The following is an 18113-nucleotide window of genomic DNA, read 5'->3' on the forward strand; positions in this document are numbered from 1 at the left end:
GAGCCCCTGAAGTTCAGGGGCTTTTTTTCGTCTGGCGTTTGGCGTGGATTTCGCGGTGACAGCCAAATCGCTTCCCCCTCACCCCAGCCCTCTCCCCCCAGGGGCGAGGGGGAAAGGGAGCCGATTTTCACGTTTTCGATACTTGAGTTCGACTCCGAAATTTCAGGTCGATGTATCAAGCCCAAACACCTCGGTCAGTCCCCTCTCCCTTTGGGAGAGGGTTAGGGTGAGGGGCTCTTCGCGGTGGAGAGCCGTCTGCCGGCCTTGATCCCTTGCCCCCATCGGCGCATCTTTATTCCTGTCGCACCACAAGAATAAGGAACCGTCATGTTCGATATCAGCACGTTCCCCAAAGCCGATGCCGTCCGCCGGGCTGCGCAATTGAGTCAGGAAGACTATCGGCGCCTGTACCGCGAATCCATTGAACACCCCAGCACCTTCTGGGCCGAGCAGGCCTCGCAGTTCCTCGACTGGAGCACACCGTGGCAGACCGTTCAGCGCTATGACCTGAAAACCGGGGAAGCCGCCTGGTTTGCCGGGGGCAGACTGAACGTCAGTTACAACTGCATCGACCGCCACCTGGCAAAGCGCGGCGAGCAGACCGCCCTGCTCTGGGAAGGCGACGACCCGGCCGAATCGGCGCAAATCACTTATAAAAAACTCCATCATCACGTCTGCCGCCTGGCCAACGTGCTGAAAAGCCGTGGCGTGAAGAAAGGTGACCGGGTGTGCATCTACATGCCGATGATCCCCGAAGCCGCTTACGCCATGCTCGCCTGTGCACGAATCGGCGCGATCCATTCGGTGGTGTTTGGCGGCTTTTCTCCTGACTCTCTGCGTGACCGTATTCTCGATGCCGATTGCCGCACGGTGATCACTGCCGACGAAGGTGTACGCGGCGGCAAGTTCGTGCCGCTCAAGCAAAACGTCGACAAAGCCCTGCAAAGTTGCCCGGACGTCAGCACCGTCGTGGTGGTCGAGCGCAGCCAAGGCAAGGTCGATTGGGTCGAAGGCCGCGACCTCTGGTATCACCAGGCGGTGCGCGATGTCAGCGACGATTGCCCACCGGAACCGATGGACGCCGAAGATCCGCTGTTCATCCTCTACACCTCGGGCAGCACCGGCAAACCCAAAGGCGTGCTGCACACCACCGGCGGCTACCTGTTGCAAGCGGCGATGACTTTCAAATACGTGCTCGATTACCGCGACGGCGAGGTGTTCTGGTGCACCGCCGATGTCGGTTGGGTCACCGGCCACAGCTACATCGTCTACGGCCCGCTGGCCAACGGCGCGACCACGTTGATGTTCGAAGGTGTGCCGAGCTACCCGAACAGCTCACGATTCTGGCAGGTCATCGATAAACACAAGGTCAACATTTTCTATACCGCACCGACCGCCCTGCGCGCGTTAATGCGCGAAGGTGCCGAACCGCTGAAGGAAGCCTCGCGCGCCAGCCTCAGATTACTCGGCAGCGTGGGTGAGCCGATCAACCCGGAAGCGTGGGAATGGTATTTCAACGTCGTAGGAGAACAGCGCTGCCCCATCGTCGACACCTGGTGGCAGACCGAAACCGGCGGCATCATGCTCAGCCCGCTGGTCAGCGCACAACGGATCAAACCGGGCTGCGCCACGCAACCGATGTTCGGCGTGCAGCCGGTGCTGCTCGATGAACACGGCAAGGAAATCAAAGGCGCCGGCAGCGGCGTGCTGGCGATCAAGTCGAGTTGGCCGGCACAGATCCGCAGCGTATACGGCGACCCGCAACGGATGGTCGACACCTATTTCAAACCCTATCCCGGCTACTATTTTACCGGCGACGGCGCACGCCGCGACGAGGATGGCGACTACTGGATCACCGGGCGCATCGATGACGTGATCAACGTCTCCGGCCACCGCATCGGCACGGCTGAAGTGGAAAGCGCGCTGGTGCTGCACGACAGCATCGCCGAAGCCGCCGTGGTCGGTTACCCCCACGACGTCAAAGGTCAGGGCATCTACGCCTTCGTCACGCCGATGAACGGCACCGAACCGAATGACGAGCTGAAGAAAGAACTGCTGGCGCACGTCAGCAAGGAAATCGGCAGCTTCGCCAAACCGGACCTGATCCAGTGGGCGCCGGCCTTGCCGAAAACCCGTTCAGGCAAGATCATGCGGCGCATTCTGCGCAAGATCGCCTGCAACGAACTCGACAGCCTCGGCGACACCTCGACCCTGGCCGACCCGAGCGTGGTGCAAGGCCTGATCGACAAGCGCCTCAATCAGTAAAATCCCGGGCGCGGTCAACCGGCCGCGCCCGCCCTTTCGCACTGAGTGGTCATGGAATTCATCCGCAGTCGTATTGAAAACCAACTCATGAGCCTGACCGGGCTGTCCCTCGGCCAACTCGATCTGGAAAACCCCAAGGGCGATCCTGGTCTGTTCGGCCCGGATTCGGTCAGTTGGCAGGTGCACGGCGATTTCAGCAGCATGTTGATCGGCGGCATCAGCGCGTTGCTGCTGCAAGCCTTGCATCCGCTGGCACTGGCCGGGGTTTGGGATCATTCGAATTTCCGTCAGGACATGCTCGGGCGTTTGCGGCGCACCAGTCAGTTTGTTTCCGGCACCACCTTCGGTTCGCGGCGGGATGCCGACTGGCTGATCGAGAAAGTGCGCACCATTCATCTGCAAGTGGTCGGCACTGCGCCGGATGGCCGGCCTTATGCAGCGAGCGATCCGGATTTGCTGACCTGGGTGCACGTGGCCGAAGTCAGTAACTTTCTCGCGGCACATTTGCGTTATCGCAATCCGCAGTTGTCGGGGGCGGATCAGGATCGTTATTACGCGGAAATCGCCGTGATTGCCGAACGCCTCGGTGCGCGGGATGTGCCGAAATCGCGGCAAGCCGTAGCCGATTATCTGCAACGCATGCGCCCGCAGTTGCTGTGCGATGAGCGCAGCCGTGAGGTGTTGCGTTTGTTGCTCGACGCACCGGCGCCGAGTGTTCTGGCGCGACCGTTTGGTGATCTGATGATGAAGGCTGGCATTGATCTACTGCCGGATTGGGCCAGCGATATGCTTGATGTCCGGCAGAGCTCGCTGCAACGGCAATTGATTCGCGCCAGCGTGAGGCGCAGTGCACCGATGCTGCGCTGGGCGATGCGCAATGGTTCGGTACAGCGGGCCAAACGGCGGATGGGTTTGCTGACCTAAAAGCTTCGCGAGCAGGCTCGCTCCCACATTTGGAATGCACTCCCATGTGGGAGCGAGCCTGCTCGCGAAGGGTGCAACTCGATTGCCCGCCAAGCTGCTAAACTCCCGCGCCCCCATTCTCTCCAGCAAGGCGCCCGCATGTCTTCCTTGAATCAGGCGCTGCGCGCCGCCCTCGATCAACGCCAGGATCTGCTGGCCGAGCTGCACCGCCAGGGCACCGATTGCTATCGGCTGTTCCACGGCAGCCAGGAAGGCGCCGGCGGCCTGACCATCGACCGCTACGGCCCGCAACTGCTGGTGCAAAGCTTCCACCAGACGCTGGAGCGGGAAGACCTGCTGCAACTGCACGCCATGGTTAATCAGAGCCTGGGGCTGGAAACCTTGCTGGTCTACAACGACCGCTCCCGTGGCAACTCGCGTATTGACCGTGAAGACAGCGTCTATAAGGCTGACGAGGCGGCGCTGGCCGATCTGGTTGGCCACGAATGGGGTCTGAACTACCGGGTGCGCGGTCGCCATGCCGGACAAGATCCGCTGCTGTTCCTCGACCTGCGCAATACGCGTGGCTGGGTCAAGGATCACGCCAAAGGCAAATCCGTGCTCAACCTGTTTGCCTACACCTGCGGCGTCGGCCTCAGTGCCGCCGCTGGCGGCGCGAGTGAAGTGTGCAACCTGGATTTCGCCGAGGGGAATCTGGCGGTCGGCCGTGAAAACGGTCTGCTCAACCCGCAATTGCCGGAGATGCAGTTCATCCAGTCCGATTACTTTCCGGCAATCCGGCAACTCGCCGGTCTGCCGATCAGCCAGCGTCGCGGGCAGAAACTGCCGAGCTACCAACGCCTCGATCAGCGCCAATACGATCTGGTCCTGCTCGACCCGCCCGCGTGGGCCAAGAGCGCATTCGGCACCGTCGACCTGCTGCGCGACTATCAGAGCCTGCTCAAACCGGCCCTGCTGACCACCGCCGACAACGGCGTGCTGATCTGCTGCAACAACCTGGCGAAAGTCAGCATGGACGACTGGCGCGAGCAGGTCCTGCGCTGCGCCGAAAAGGCTGGCCGGCCAGTGCGCGAGTGGAGCGTGATGACCCCGGGTGCCGACTTCCCGTCCATGGACCAGCAACCGCCGCTGAAAACCCTGATCCTGCAGCTCTGAATCGCTCGCACGGCTGACAACTGTCCAATGTGGGAGCGAGCCTGCTCGCGAAAGCGGTGTATCAGCCAACAGATAGAGTGACTGATAGAACGCCTTCGCGAGCAGGCTCGCTCCCACATGGAAAGCGTTCCTACAGAAGAATCTGAACAATCCTGCTCCATGCGAGGTACTTCGGAACCAGAATCGCGTGCCATACTCCAAGGCACTCCGATTCAGACAGATGAAGCCGCACATGCCCAAAGGATTGATTCGCGCAATTGGCGCCTTGTTGACTGCTCTGGCCCTCTACAGCCTGCTGGGGTTTCTGATTTTGCCGGGCATCGCCCTGCGTGTGGCCAATCAACAACTGGCCAATTACGCGACAGTGCCTGCGCATATCCAGCGTATCGAGCTCAATCCGTTCAGCCTTGAAGTCACCCTGTGGGGACTGGTCATCGGCGAGCCGGGCAAGGAACAGATCGGTTTCGATCGCCTGTACGCCGACCTGCAAATCGACAGCCTGTGGACCAAAGCCCTGCATCTGGCCAACATCGAGCTGGACAAGCCGAAGACTGAAATCCTTTTCGCCAAAGACGGCAAACTCAACCTGCTCGGCCTGTTCAATGTGCCGGCCAGTGAGCCGACACCGGCCGATCCGGATGCCAAGCCCTTCCCGCTGCGCATCGACAACATCAAACTGGCCGGCGGCGTGGTGCACTTTGAAGACGTGCGCCCGAGCGAGCCGATCGAATTCCTCTACGACGACCTCAGCTTCGAACTGAAAAACCTCAGCACCCTGCCCGAAGACAGCGCCGACATGACCCTGGTCGCCATCGGCCCCGCTGGCGGCCGGATCGACTGGAGCGGTAATTTCAGCCTGATCCCGTTCACCTCCGAAGGCACCCTCAAAATCACCGACGGCAAGATGAAAGCCTTCTGGCCCTACGTGCGTGACTCGGTGCCTTTGGTACTCGAAGACGGCGTGATCAGCCTCAGCAGCGAATACAAACTCAATCTGTCGAAAGAAACCGAACTGCAGTTGAACAACGTGGCGGTGAGCATCGCGCCGTTCGCGATCAAGGCCCCCGATGGACGCCCGTTGGCGAAGCTCGAACGTCTCGACGTCAGCGAAACCTCGGTCGATCTGGCCAAACAGCAAGTGGTGGTCGGCAAGATCCGCAGCAACAAACTGGAAACCTGGGCAGCGCTCGAAGCCGACGGCCAACTGGACTGGCAGAAACTGTTCGCCAGTCAACCGTCGAAACCCGCCGCCAAAGCCGCCGCAGAACCGGTGAACACGCCGGCCGCTGCCGACTCGCCGAAAACACCGCCCGCGCCGAGCAAACCATGGCAAGTGCTGCTCAAAGACGTGCAATTGCGTAACTACACCGTGCATCTGGCCGACCGCTCGGCCACACCCGCCGTCGCCCTGGATATCACCCCGCTGAACGTCGATCTGCAGGATTTCGACAGCCTCAACGGTTCGCCCTTCAAACTCAAGCTCGACAGCGGTGTGGGCAAACAAGGCAAGATCATGGCCGACGGCACGGTCAATCTTGCCCCGGTCAACGCCCAGCTCAACGTGAAGACCCAGGACATCGACCTGCGTGTCGCGCAGTCCTACATCAATCCGTTCATTCGCCTGGAACTGCGCAGCGGCATGCTTGGCAGCGATCTGAAGGTCAATCTGAAGAGCACCGAACCGCTTGCGCTCAGCGTCACCGGGCGCGCGCAGATCGATCAACTGCACACCCTCGACACCCTGAAAACCCGCGACTTCCTCAAGTGGCAGCAAGTGGTGGTCGAAGGCCTGAATTATCAACACGGCGACAGCCTGTCGATCGACAAGATCAACCTGTTCCAGCCGTATGCGCGATTCATGATCAACGATGATCGCACCACCAACATCGATGATCTGCTGATTCCACAACCCGCCGACAGTGGCGCGAAAAGCACCGCAGCGAAACCGGCCAGCAACGAAAAACCGCTGGGTATTCACATCGGTGGCATCGCCATCAATGACGGCTCGGCCAACTTCGCCGACTTCAGCCTGACACCGAACTTCGCCACCGCAGTGCAACAGCTCAACGGCCAGATCGGTACCATCGACAGCCGTCAGGCCAAACCGGCCAGCGTCGACATCAAAGGCAAGGTCGACCGTTATGCACCAGTAACCATCAAGGGCGCGGTCAATCCGTTCGACCCGATGGCCAGCCTCGACATCGCCACCAGCTTCAAACGCGTCGAGCTGACAACACTGACGCCCTACTCCGGCAAATTTGCCGGCTACCGTATCCGCAAGGGCCGGCTCAACCTTGACCTGCATTACCTGATCACCAAGGGTCAGCTCAAAGCCGAGAACAAGGTGGTGGTCGAGCAATTGCAGCTCGGCGAAAAAGTCGACAGCCCGGACGCCGTGAGCCTGCCGCTGAAACTGGCGATCGCCTTGCTCAAGGACGTCGACGGCAAGATCTCCATCGAACTGCCGGTCACCGGCGACTTGAACAATCCACAGTTCAGCGTGATGCCGATTGTCTGGCAGACCCTGCGCAACCTGATCGTCAAAGCCGCTGCCGCACCGTTCAAGATGATCGGCGGGCTGATCAATGGCGGCGGCTCGGAAGACCTCGGCACCGTGTCGTTTGCGCCGGGTTCCAGCGACTTGAGCAAGGATGCCGAAGCGGCGCTGGTCAAACTGTCCCAGGCACTGAAGGAACGTCCGGCACTGCGTCTGGAAATCGAAGGCACAGCAGCGAAGAGCAGTGACGGCCCGTTGCTCGCCGAGCAGCGTCTGGAGCGCGAATACCAATACAACTACTACAAGATGCTCCAGCGTCGTGGCGATAAAGTCCCGGCTCAGGCGTCGCTGCTGCAAGTGCCGGAGGGCGAGAAAGGCCCACTGCTAGAAGGCATCTACCGTACTCGTCTGAAAACCCAGCCACCGGCCGAATGGAGGGATCTGGGCAAGGAAGAACGTACGGCGAAGATGCGCGAAGGCGTGATTCAGTTCTGGAGTGGCAGCGATGTACTGCTGCGTCAGTTGGGTCAGGACCGTGCCAGCAGCATCAAGGATTATCTGGTCGATAAAGGTCAACTGGCAGACGACCGCGTGTACTTCATCGACGCCAATCTTGGCGAGGCCGAGAGCGACGGCCGCGTGGTCACGCAAATGCATCTGGATGCCGAGTGATGAAACTGCAGTGGCTGGCCTTGATCGCAATGACGCTCGCGGCCAGTCACGCCTCGGCGTCCGATACGCTGCGCTGCGGCAGCCAACTGATCAGCCTTGGCGACCGCTCCAGCGAAGTCCTGCAAAAGTGCGGTGAACCGGTCAGTCGTGATGTGCTCGGTTACAAGCGCAGCGCCAATCGCCGCGAGGAGTTTCAGGTCGAGGAATGGACCTACGGCCCGAGCAACGGCATGTATCAATACTTGCGCTTCGAAGGCAATCGCCTGCGGCAGATCAACAGCAAGCGCGGTAACTAAACCAACACCGATTCCCCCTGTAGGAGTGAGCCTGCTCGCGATAGCGGTCTGTCAGCTAATCAAATTGCTGACTGACTCACCGCTATCGCGAGCAGGCTCACTCCTACATTTGTTTTGTGTTGCCCCTGAAATAGAACAGGCCCCGGCACAAGTGGCGGGGCCTGCAATGGTCACATCCGTGTGACCGTTCGCATGAACTCTAAAGTTGCGGCAGACGTATTGCTCGGCCCGTCTGTCGCGCCTTCTCCCGGTCCAGGCGAGAAGTCATGCCTTACTCGGCTTTCAGGCCGTCAGCGGAGACCGCTTTAACGCCTTTGATTTTCTTGGTGATGTTCACTGCGGTGGTTTTCTGAGCTTCGGTAACGGCTACAGTCGACGACAGCGACACAACACCTTTGTTGGTTTCTACTTTGATGTCAGTGCCTGGGATGCCTTTTTCGGTGACCAGGTCGCTTTTGACTTTGGTGGTGATCCAGGTATCGGAAGTAGTTTCTTTAGCCTTGGTCATTTCACCGGCGGCCAGAGTCATTGGAGCCTGAGTAGCCTGGGTGGATTGTGCGAATGCACCGGAAGCCATGGTCAGGGTCAGCGCGGTAGCGGTAGCAGCAGCGGCAGTGATAGCGAACTTCTTCATACGAGTAACTCCTGTTTTTCTGGAAAGTCTGCTGGTTGTCTTGTCAGCAGGGTTACCAAGGTAGTTGCGAACGCTGTGCCAACTTTTTATCCATAATAAAAATCTTTAAAATCAAACACTTAGCCAAAAACCCAAATTCCGGTTTCATGCAATTTGCATGACTTGCAGATAAATCGCATGCAAGTTGCGGTTTTTTGGAAAGTTCCTAAGACGCTGAAATTATTGAAGCTTTTATTTATCGCCAGACCAAGAAAATGCCCCGTAAACGGGGCATTTTTAACAGATCGAATGATCGATCAAGTACCGCTGCCTGGGCAGCCTTTAGGGGCGTAGTCGGCGTTCACGGTTGATGCACAACTCCAGACACCCGCTGCCGAGCCAGTCCCGGAAGAGCGGGTTAGCGTGATCGTTTTGCCCAACACCGGAGCTGGTGCGTTAGCGAGCGTGCAAACGATGCTGCCTGCCCCGGAAGACGCAGTACCTGACGCCGCTACGGTGCCGCAGTTGGTGGTGGTGAAAGTGGCGCTACCGGTGACGTTCGTCAGGCTTGGATCGGTGCCTTGGTTAATGGTGTCTTCAAACGGAATCTTCAGTGCACTGATTTCCGCCAGACCCGCCGTGACCTTCGCCCGCGCTTGATACTTGGTGTACTGCGGCAAGGCGATAGTCGCCAGAATCCCGATGATCGCCACCACGATCAGCAGCTCGATCAGAGTAAAACCTTGTTGTTTTTTCATAGACACGCTCCATGCATGAGTCGAAATCTCATGATCTGCAAGGGACGCAGCATAGGCCATGCCAATGCCTCCAGCCCCCGCCCACTGGGCGCAAAGCGTGTACAACGCCATTTCCTACAACATGCAACCGCACTATCTGACACTTTTTGTCACCTGCACCCTCCGTGTTTGGCGCTGTCACTTGACTAGGCTATAAGTCATGAACTGCAAGCGTGCGGAATCCCCATGAATGACATCGCTCTGAGCGGTCTGGCCAAGCAATTGGTCCAGGCCGAACTGCTCACGGAAAAAACTGCCCAGCAGGCCTGGCAACAGGCCCAGCGCAATCGCCTTTCGCTGGTCAGCTATCTGGTGCAGAACAAACTGGTGAAAAGCTCACAGGTCGCCGAGATCGCCTCCGAGCATTTCGGCATGGCGTTCCTTGATCTCAACTGCCTGGACAAGGAAACCCAGCCCAAGGGACTGGTCAGCGAAAAACTCGTGCGCCAGCACCATGCCCTGCCTTTGTGGCGGCGCGGCAATAAACTGTTCGTGGGGATTTCCGACCCGAGCAATCATCAAGCGATCAACGACATTCAGTTCAGCACCGGCCTGAGCACCGAAGCCATTCTGGTCGAGGACGACAAGCTCAGCGACGCCATCGAGAAATTCTTCGACACCCACGCCAGTGGTCTGGAGGACATGGCCGATGTCGATCTCGACGGGGTCGATGTCGAGTCCATCGACGACAGCAAGCAAGACGCTATCGGCGGGCTCGACGCCGACGATGCGCCGGTGGTGCGTTTCGTTCACAAGATGCTGCTCGACGCGATCAAAAGCGGCTCATCCGACTTGCACTTCGAACCTTACGAGAAGAACTACCGGGTACGGGTGCGCACCGACGGCATCCTGCGCGAGGTGGCCAAGCCACCGATTCAACTGGCCGGGCGCATCGCCGCACGCCTGAAAGTCATGGCCAGCCTGGATATTTCGGAACGGCGCAAACCGCAGGACGGGCGGATCAAGATGCGTCTGTCGAAGAGCAAATCGATCGATTTCCGGGTCAACACCCTGCCGACGTTGTGGGGCGAAAAAGTGGTGATCCGGATCCTCGACCCGTCCAGCGCGCAGATCGGTATCGACGCCCTCGGCTATGAGCCCGAGCAAAAGGATCTGTACATGGCCGCACTCAAGCAGCCACAGGGCATGATTCTGGTCACCGGCCCCACCGGTTCGGGTAAAACCGTGTCGCTCTACACCGGTCTGAATATCCTCAACACCGTCGACATCAATATCTCCACCGCCGAAGACCCGGTGGAAATCAACATGGAAGGCATCAACCAGGTCAACGTCAATCCCAAGCAAGGGCTCGACTTTGCCCAGGCACTGCGCTCATTTCTACGGCAGGACCCGGACGTGATCATGGTCGGCGAGATCCGCGACCTGGAAACCGCCGAGATCGCGATCAAGGCTGCGCAGACCGGTCACCTGGTGCTCTCGACCCTGCACACCAACAGCGCTGCGGAAACCCTCACGCGTCTGCACAACATGGGCATTCCCGGTTTCAACATCGCCACCTCGGTCAGCCTGATCATCGCCCAGCGCCTGGCGCGCAAACTGTGCAGCCACTGCAAGAAAGCCATCGAAATCCCGCGCGAAACCTTGATCAAAGAAGGCTTCCCCGAGGAACGCATCGGCCATTTCACGATCTACGAGCCGGTCGGTTGCGATCACTGCAACGGCGGTTACAAGGGACGCGTGGGGATTTATGAAGTGGTGAAAAACACACCGGAGCTGCAACGCTTGATCATGGCCGAAGGCAACTCGCTGGAAATCGACAGCCAAATGCGCCGCGACGGCTTCGACGACCTGCGCACCTCCGGGCTGCACAAGGCCATGCAAGGCATCACCAGCCTTGAAGAAATCAACCGGGTCACCAAGGACTGAACATGGCGGTCAAGGCAGCGAAAATCAGTATTTATGCCTGGGAAGGTACGGACAGGAAAGGCAGTAAAGTCACCGGTGAACTAAGTGGACAGAACCCGGCACTGATCAAGGCACAACTGCGTAAACAGGGGATCAATCCCGGCAAGGTACGCAAGAAGTCCGCCTCGTTGCTGAGCTTTGGCAAACGCATCAAGGCTCAGGACATCGCTCTGTTCACCCGGCAGATGGCGACCATGATGAAGGCCGGCGTGCCGCTGCTGCAGTCGTTCGACATTATTGGCGAGGGTTTTGAGAACCCGGCCATGCGCAAGCTGGTGGACGAGGTCAAACAGGAGGTCGCGGCCGGTAACAGCTTCGCCACGGCCCTGCGCAAAAAGCCGCAGTATTTCGACGAGCTGTATTGCAATCTGGTCGATGCGGGCGAGCAGTCCGGCGCCCTCGACACCTTGCTCGAACGTGTCGCGACTTATAAGGAAAAAAGCGAACGGCTCAAGGCCAAGATCAAGAAAGCCATGACTTACCCCTCCGCCGTGGTGCTGGTGGCGGCAGTCGTGACCGGGATCCTGCTGGTCAAAGTGGTGCCGCAGTTTCAGTCGGTTTTTTCCGGTTTCGGCGCTGAGCTGCCGGCCTTCACCCTGATGATCATCAGCCTCTCGGAATTCATGCAGCAATGGTGGTGGGCGATTCTCGGCGCGCTGGTCGCGGCGATTTTCGGCACCCGTCACGCACTGAAAACCTCCCAGGCGCTACGTGATCGCAAAGACACCTGGCTGTTGAAACTGCCCTTGGTCGGCACGCTGATGTACAAGTCAGCGGTAGCCCGCTTCGCTCGAACCCTGTCGACCACGTTTGCTGCCGGTGTGCCATTGGTGGAAGCGCTCGACTCGGTGGCCGGCGCTACCGGCAACGTGGTGTTCAAGCGTGCCGTGCTGCGCATTCGCCAGGACGTCTCGACCGGCATGCAGCTGAATTTTTCGATGCGCAGCACCGGGGTCTTTCCCAACATGGCCGTGCAGATGACCGCGATCGGCGAAGAGTCCGGCGCGCTGGACGAGATGCTCGACAAGGTCGCGGGGTTTTACGAAGAGGAAGTGGATAACATGGTCGACAACCTCACCAGCCTCATGGAGCCGTTCATCATGGTCGTGCTGGGGGTAATCGTCGGTGGGCTGGTGGTGGCCATGTATCTGCCGATTTTTCAACTCGGCTCAGCGATCTGACATGCCTATCGACGAACTGTTCGCTCTGTATCCGCTGGCCTTTGTCTTCACCGCCCTGCTGCTGGGTCTGGTGGTCGGCAGCTTCCTCAACGTGCTGATCTGGCGCCTGCCGAAAATGCTCGAACGCGATTGGCGCCAGCAAGCCCACGACGTGCTCGGTTTGCCCGGCGAAGCGCCACTGCCGACTTACAACCTGATGCTGCCGCACTCCGAGTGCCCACATTGCGCCCATCGGATTCGCCCGTGGGAAAACATTCCCCTGTTGAGTTACCTGTGGCTGCGCGGGCGTTGTTCCGCGTGTGCTGCGCCCATCAGCAAACGATATCCGCTGACCGAACTGGCTTGCGGGCTGCTCTCTGCCTTCATCGCCTGGCATATCGGCTTCGGTTGGTCGGCATGCCTGCTGATTGTCCTGACGTGGGGTTTGCTGGCAATGAGTCTGATCGACACCGAACATCAACTGCTGCCCGATGTGCTGGTGCTGCCGTTGTTGTGGCTGGGGTTGATCGTCAACAGCTTCGGCCTGTTCGTGCCCTTGCACGATGCGCTGTGGGGCGCGGTGGCCGGTTACCTGGCGCTGTGGTCAGTGTTCTGGCTGTTCAAACTGCTGACCGGTAAGGACGGCATCGGCCACGGTGATTTCAAACTGTTGGCGCTGCTCGGCGCTTGGGGAGGCTGGCAGATTCTGCCGCTGACGATCCTGTTGTCATCGCTGGTCGGCGCCATTATCGGGGTGATTTTGCTACGCCTGCGCGAACAGAAAAGCTCGACGCCGATCCCCTTCGGCCCCTATCTGGCAATTGCCGGCTGGATTGCCTTGCTCTGGGGTGGTCAAATAACCGACTTCTATTGGCAGTCTGTCGGTTTGAAATGAATACCCCTGTGGAAAAACCCTGGATTCTCGGCCTAACCGGCGGCATCGGCAGCGGCAAAAGCGCGGCGGCCCAGCACTTCATTGATCTGGGTGTCCACGTGGTGGATGCCGATCACGCGGCGCGCTGGGTGGTAGAACCGGGGCGTCCGGCGCTGGCAAAGATTGCCGAACACTTCGGCCCTAGTGTTTTGCAGGCCGATGGCACACTGGACCGCGCGGCCCTGCGCAAGCTGATCTTCGAAGAGCCGGAGCAACGGCGCTGGCTCGAAGCCCTGCTGCATCCGTTGATCGCCGAGGAAATCGCTCATCATCTGGCGCTGGCAAAATCGCCTTACGCGATTCTGGTTTCGCCGCTGTTGATCGAATCCGGGCAATACGCGATGACCCAGCGCATCCTGGTGATCGACGCCCCGCAACAATTGCAGATCGAACGCACCTTGCAGCGTGACCAGACCAGCGAGCAGCAGGTTCAGGCGATCCTCAAGGCTCAGTCGAGCCGCGAAGACCGTGTGAGCCGTGCCGACGACGTGGTGGTCAACGACCGCGACCTCGCCTGGCTGCACAGCGAGGTCGAGCGCCTGCATCACTTTTACCTGACTTTATCCGGAGGCCAAGCATGAGCCAGATCCCCACCGTTGAATGCCCGACCTGCGGCGCCCCCGTGGAATTCACCCCAGAAAACAAGTTTCGGCCGTTCTGCTCTGATCGCTGCAAACTGATCGACCTCGGCGCCTGGGCATCGGAAGAACACAAGATTCCGCTTGCACCGGACGCCGAAGATGAACTGTTTTCCGGCGATTTCGATCCACGCCACTGATCCCGATCAGGGCCGCATAAAGCCGTAGTCCTGATCGTCGTCGAGGTTTTCCGCGAGAAAACGCAATTCGTCGGCCAGGTCTTCGGCATTGCGCACAGCCTTGCTCTGCTGCACCACCGCACTGAGCAAGGCGCGCAAACTCAACCCCGGGTCAAAGCCCACCTCCTGCGCCATGTCCAGACTCTGCCGGGTCTCCTGCCTTGCCCACTCGTAAACGCTCATGCCGCTGCTCCTGAAGGGATTTGCGCGAGCATGAAATTTCCCGCGCGTGGCGGATTTGATATGGATCAAGACTTGGGGTCGTCGTCCTTCCACGGCGCCGAAAGGTAGCGCGTGCGATTGAACGTCTCCAGCCATTCCGGGCAGAACACCACCAGTGCGCTGACGACCATGCCGTTGATGAACGCCTCGGGAAACAGCAGCAGCCACAGATACCCGATGAAGTCTTCCAGCCACTCCGGCATGGCGAAGAGACCGTCGTACCACAGCAGCGTCAGGCTCAGGATCAGACATAACAGCGCGGACAACGCCGCAGCGAAGAATCCGGAGCAGAAGATATAAACAAACGGATTACGTGGCTGTGCGCGCTCGACGAGGATCGCCACACATTCAGTGATCAACACCGGTAACAGGATCAGCAGCGAGCCATTGACCCCGACCGCCAGCAAATCCTGACGACCCAATAGCACCAGGCCGATCTGTGCGACCAGGCCTCCGACAATTGCCAGCGGCCAATCCAGCAGCAATGTCACGGCGGTCATGCCGATAAAGTGATAGGACACGCCGGTGTCGAAATCCCTGCGCACCAGCCACAACAGAAATAGCGCGAATACCGTGCCGAACAACAGATGCTGACGCCGGCTGTCGCTGAACAACTCGACCCACGGCGCGCGCGTAATCGCCCAGAGCAGCACCGGCAGATAAATCAGCCAGCCGAGCGTCAGGCTCGCCGAGGACAACAGTTCGGCACCGATCATCATTCCCTCACTTTATCCATGGCTTTACGTCCTTTGTGGCAGTCTACACCGCCGCCCGCAACGCATCAGCTGATGCAAAGCTATCTGTTTGTCGCATTTGAACGCTAAGCTTGGGCCTATGGATGACTCAGATTATTTACGCCTGCTGACCATCGCGGCCGAGCAGGCCAACGCCTTTCTGTCCAATGCCCGCAAATGGGAGCGTGAGCGTTGGGTCTGTCAGCGCCTGCTGCAAGGCCTGAACATTCCCTACCGCGCCGACGAATTCGCGCCCGCTGGCGAACCGCCGGACGTTTTGTTTCGGGATGCCAATTTCGAAGTGTTCTTCGTTCTCGATGAGGGGCGCCGACTCAACGATGAGTGGCGAGATGAATTGCAGCGGCGGCGCAGCGCCTTTTCCCTCAGCCAACTGGTCCGCCGCGAAGCCAAGCCCAAACGAATCCCGGCCAATGAATTCCTGCTGCGACTGGCGCCGACCCTGCGCAAAAAAGCCCACAACTACAAAGAACGCGGCATGGATCTCGGCGAACTGGACATCATCGCCTTCGCCAGCCTCAAACGAGAAGTACTGGATTTGAACAGCCATTTCCCCCCGCCCACCGAATACCTGCGTCAGGGCTGGCGCTCGCTGTCACTCGTCGGCCCGACCTTCGCCCGCGTATTGTTCGCGCATCCGGATGCACCGGATTTTCTGCGCAGCAACCTCGGCCGCAGCATCGTCTTCGATGTCGGGATCAGCCTGTGACGCCACTTCAGCAATTGATCGCCGATGTGCCGCAGACTGGGCGTGTACGCTGGATCGGCGTGCGCCCCGAATCCCGTGGGCCGATGATCGAACTCGATGCAGTGGAGGCGCGACTGGAAGCAGGACTGACCGGCGACCACGCCCGGCCTGGTGTGCGTAACGCGCGGCAGGTCACGCTGATCCAGTGGGAACATCTGCCGGTGATCAACGCCCTGATGGGCCGCCCCGACGATCAACCAATCAGGCCTGAAGACCTGCGGCGCAATCTTGTTATCAGCGGTATCAATTTGTTTAGCCTCAAGGGTCGGCGCTTTCGCATCGGTCAGGCAATATTCGAAACCACGGGCTGGTGCCAGCCCTGCGCACGCCTGCAGAACAACCTCGGCCCCGGTACGTTTCAAGCCGTGCGCGGGCATGGCGGAATTACCGCGCGGGTGTTACAAAGCGGGATCATTCGCCTCGAAGACCGGGTCAGCGTCGAACCGGTTCCGGACAGCGGCTATGCTGCGTTCAACCCCGGATAAAAACCGCTGTAGCTTCTGCCCATTCAGCAACGTCTACCTGACGAGGCAAATATGACCAGCCGCCTGAACCCTGAAGACCAGAAACATGTCGAAGAGTACCTGCAACTGTCCCAACACCGAGTCGAGCGCCGGCCATTCCGGCCGTGGATGCTCCTCGTGCTGGTGCTGGCAGTGACCATTGGTCTGGGCCTGTTGAGCCGATTTATCAGTTACCTGACGCTATGAGCTGCTTGGCGCTCGCTTGGGTAACCGCACCGATTTCCTTTAAAAACCTTGCGAGTTATCCCTATGTCCCATCGTATTGTTATTGTCGGCGGCGGCGCCGGCGGTCTGGAGTTGGCTACCCGTCTGGGTAAGACTCTGGGCAAACGCGGCACGGCCAGTGTGATGCTGGTCGACGCCAATCTGACGCACATCTGGAAACCACTGCTGCACGAAGTGGCCGCCGGATCGCTGAACTCCTCCGAAGACGAACTCAACTATGTTGCCCAAGCGAAATGGAACCACTTCGAGTTCCAGCTGGGGCGCATGAGCGGGCTCGATCGCGCGCAGAAGAAAATCCAGCTGGCCGCCACCTACGACGAAAACGGCGTAGAACTGGTGCCGGCACGTGAAGTGCAGTACGACTCACTGGTGATCAGCGTCGGCAGCACCACCAACGATTTCGGTACTCAGGGCGCAGCGCAACACTGCCTGTTCCTCGACACCCGCAAACAGGCCGAGCGCTTCCACCAGCAACTGCTTAACCACTATCTGCGTGCTCACGCCGGGCAAACCGATGTGATCGAGCAGATCAGCGTGGCGATCGTCGGTGCCGGTGCGACGGGCGTTGAACTGGCGGCCGAACTGCACAACGCTGCCCATGAACTGGCGGCTTATGGTCTGGACCGGATCAAACCGGAAAACATGCACATCACCCTGATCGAAGCCGGGCCTCGAGTATTGCCAGCCCTGCCGGAACGCATCAGCGGGCCGGTACACAAGACCCTGGAAAAGCTCGGGGTCAATGTGATGACCAACGCCTCGGTCAGCGAAGTGACCGCCGACAGCCTGATCACTGCCGATGGCAACGAGATCAAGGCCAGCCTGAAAGTCTGGGCAGCGGGCATTCGCGCACCGGGTTTCCTCAAGGACATCGATGGCCTGGAAACCAACCGCATCAATCAACTGCAAGTGTTGCCGACCCTGCAAACCACGCGCGATGAAAACATCTTCGCCTTCGGCGATTGCGCCGCGTGCCCGCAACCGGGTACCGACCGCAACGTGCCGCCACGGGCGCAAGCCGCGCACCAGCAGGCGTCGTTGCTGGCCAAGTCGCTGAAGCTGCGCATCGAAGGCAAGACGCTGCCGGAGTACAAGTACACCGACTACGGCTCGCTGATCTCGCTGTCGCGTTTTTCGGCTGTGGGTAACTTGATGGGCAACCTGACCGGCAGCGTGATGCTCGAAGGCTGGCTGGCGCGGATGTTTTACGTGTCGCTGTACCGCATGCACCAGATGGCGCTGTACGGGCCGTTCCGCACGGCGATGCTGATGCTGGGTAGCAAGATTGGTCGAGGCACTGAACCGCGTCTGAAATTGCATTAAAAAACCTGTGGGAGCGAGCCTGCTCGCGAATGCGTTCTGTCATTCAATGTTAATGCGACTGACCCGACGCTTTCGCGAGCAGGCTCGCTCCCACAATGTTTTGTGTTGATCGAAAGATCTGTTTCTTACTGTATCCCCGCCCCGCTTTTCCCTCCTTCGCTTACAAACTCCCCTGCTCGGCGACACAGTCGCGATACACCGCCACCGCTTAATGGCCACACCCGAGCAACACCTGCTCAGGCAATCGTCCTTAACGTGTGGTT

18 protein-coding genes are annotated in these 18113 nt (G+C 59.4%); 14 read left to right on the forward strand and 4 right to left on the reverse strand.

Features of this window, described 5'->3' with window-relative positions; genetic code table 11:
• Positions 1 to 327: 327 nt before the first annotated feature.
• From acs to VY732_RS25170, 5 genes are all read left to right on the forward strand, one after another.
• Complete coding sequence (gene acs / locus VY732_RS25150) at positions 328 to 2265, forward strand: acetate--CoA ligase (RefSeq protein ID WP_331692354.1); 1938 nt, start codon at positions 328 to 330, stop codon at positions 2263 to 2265.
• A gap of 51 nt (positions 2266 to 2316) precedes the next feature.
• Entirely contained in the window at positions 2317 to 3189 is an 873-nt protein-coding gene (locus tag VY732_RS25155; protein ID WP_331692355.1) for an oxygenase MpaB family protein, read from the forward strand.
• A gap of 138 nt (positions 3190 to 3327) precedes the next feature.
• Complete coding sequence (locus VY732_RS25160) at positions 3328 to 4344, forward strand: class I SAM-dependent rRNA methyltransferase (protein WP_331692356.1); 1017 nt, start codon at positions 3328 to 3330, stop codon at positions 4342 to 4344.
• A gap of 220 nt (positions 4345 to 4564) precedes the next feature.
• Entirely contained in the window at positions 4565 to 7513 is a 2949-nt protein-coding gene (locus VY732_RS25165; protein WP_331692357.1) for a DUF748 domain-containing protein, read from the forward strand.
• Complete coding sequence (locus VY732_RS25170) at positions 7513 to 7809, forward strand: DUF2845 domain-containing protein (protein ID WP_331692358.1); 297 nt, start codon at positions 7513 to 7515, stop codon at positions 7807 to 7809. The genes VY732_RS25165 and VY732_RS25170 overlap by 1 nt, the downstream gene beginning before the upstream one ends.
• 271 nt (positions 7810 to 8080) lie before the next feature.
• On the opposite strand, the gene VY732_RS25175 is transcribed toward VY732_RS25170, so the two are convergent.
• Entirely contained in the window at positions 8081 to 8443 is a 363-nt protein-coding gene (locus VY732_RS25175) for a BON domain-containing protein (protein ID WP_331692359.1), read from the reverse strand.
• A 296-nt stretch (positions 8444 to 8739) separates the two neighbouring features.
• The gene (locus VY732_RS25180; RefSeq protein WP_016986243.1) at positions 8740 to 9180 is read right to left on the reverse strand and encodes a pilin; all 441 of its coding nucleotides are present in this window, start codon (positions 9178 to 9180) and stop codon (positions 8740 to 8742) included.
• 225 nt (positions 9181 to 9405) lie between these two features.
• Between VY732_RS25180 and pilB the strand changes: the two genes are divergently transcribed.
• Genes pilB through yacG form a run of 5 tightly spaced genes read left to right on the forward strand, consistent with a single transcriptional unit; the run spans position 9406 to position 14017 of the window.
• A complete protein-coding gene (gene pilB / locus VY732_RS25185) occupies positions 9406 to 11106 on the forward strand; it encodes a type IV-A pilus assembly ATPase PilB (RefSeq protein ID WP_331692360.1) in 1701 nt (566 codons plus the stop codon).
• 2 nt (positions 11107 to 11108) lie between these two features.
• A complete protein-coding gene (locus tag VY732_RS25190; RefSeq protein ID WP_077574580.1) occupies positions 11109 to 12326 on the forward strand; it encodes a type II secretion system F family protein in 1218 nt (405 codons plus the stop codon).
• Position 12327: 1 nt separating this feature from the next.
• Positions 12328 to 13200: a prepilin peptidase gene (locus tag VY732_RS25195; protein ID WP_331692361.1), complete on the forward strand. Its 873-nt coding sequence runs from the start codon at positions 12328 to 12330 to the stop codon at positions 13198 to 13200.
• Positions 13197 to 13820: a dephospho-CoA kinase gene (gene coaE / locus VY732_RS25200; RefSeq protein WP_123593223.1), complete on the forward strand. Its 624-nt coding sequence runs from the start codon at positions 13197 to 13199 to the stop codon at positions 13818 to 13820. The genes VY732_RS25195 and coaE overlap by 4 nt, the downstream gene beginning before the upstream one ends.
• Positions 13817 to 14017: a DNA gyrase inhibitor YacG gene (gene yacG / locus VY732_RS25205; RefSeq protein WP_116029790.1), complete on the forward strand. Its 201-nt coding sequence runs from the start codon at positions 13817 to 13819 to the stop codon at positions 14015 to 14017. The genes coaE and yacG overlap by 4 nt, the downstream gene beginning before the upstream one ends.
• 6 nt (positions 14018 to 14023) lie before the next feature.
• Here yacG and VY732_RS25210 read toward each other — a convergent pair whose 3' ends face one another.
• Together VY732_RS25210 and VY732_RS25215 are read right to left on the reverse strand one after the other, a co-directional pair.
• Entirely contained in the window at positions 14024 to 14239 is a 216-nt protein-coding gene (locus VY732_RS25210; protein WP_007909901.1) for a hypothetical protein, read from the reverse strand.
• 65 nt (positions 14240 to 14304) lie between these two features.
• Positions 14305 to 14994 carry an energy-coupling factor ABC transporter permease gene (locus VY732_RS25215; protein ID WP_331695895.1) on the reverse strand — a complete coding sequence of 230 codons (690 nt, stop codon included), beginning with the start codon at positions 14992 to 14994 and terminating at the stop codon, positions 14305 to 14307.
• Positions 14995 to 15112: 118 nt separating this feature from the next.
• Here VY732_RS25215 and VY732_RS25220 point away from each other — a divergent pair, with 118 nt between their 5' ends.
• The 4 genes from VY732_RS25220 to VY732_RS25235 all read left to right on the forward strand — a co-directional run bounded on the left by VY732_RS25220 (position 15113) and on the right by VY732_RS25235 (position 17850).
• Positions 15113 to 15739, forward strand: coding sequence for a DUF1780 domain-containing protein (locus VY732_RS25220; protein ID WP_007909887.1), 627 nt, complete (start codon positions 15113 to 15115; stop codon positions 15737 to 15739).
• Positions 15736 to 16263: an MOSC domain-containing protein gene (locus VY732_RS25225; RefSeq protein ID WP_331692362.1), complete on the forward strand. Its 528-nt coding sequence runs from the start codon at positions 15736 to 15738 to the stop codon at positions 16261 to 16263. Before VY732_RS25220 ends, VY732_RS25225 begins: the two co-directional genes overlap by 4 nt.
• Positions 16264 to 16314: 51 nt before the next feature.
• Positions 16315 to 16488, forward strand: a complete 174-nt coding sequence (locus tag VY732_RS25230; protein WP_007909875.1) for a DUF3094 domain-containing protein — start codon at positions 16315 to 16317, stop codon at positions 16486 to 16488.
• A gap of 63 nt (positions 16489 to 16551) precedes the next feature.
• Positions 16552 to 17850 carry an NAD(P)/FAD-dependent oxidoreductase gene (locus VY732_RS25235; protein ID WP_095121769.1) on the forward strand — a complete coding sequence of 433 codons (1299 nt, stop codon included), beginning with the start codon at positions 16552 to 16554 and terminating at the stop codon, positions 17848 to 17850.
• Positions 17851 to 18113 lie beyond the last annotated feature (263 nt).

Origin of the sequence: Pseudomonas sp. ZY71, from assembly GCF_036542145.1 — a bacterium.
In the GTDB taxonomy this organism is placed as follows: domain Bacteria; phylum Pseudomonadota; class Gammaproteobacteria; order Pseudomonadales; family Pseudomonadaceae; genus Aquipseudomonas; species Aquipseudomonas koreensis_A.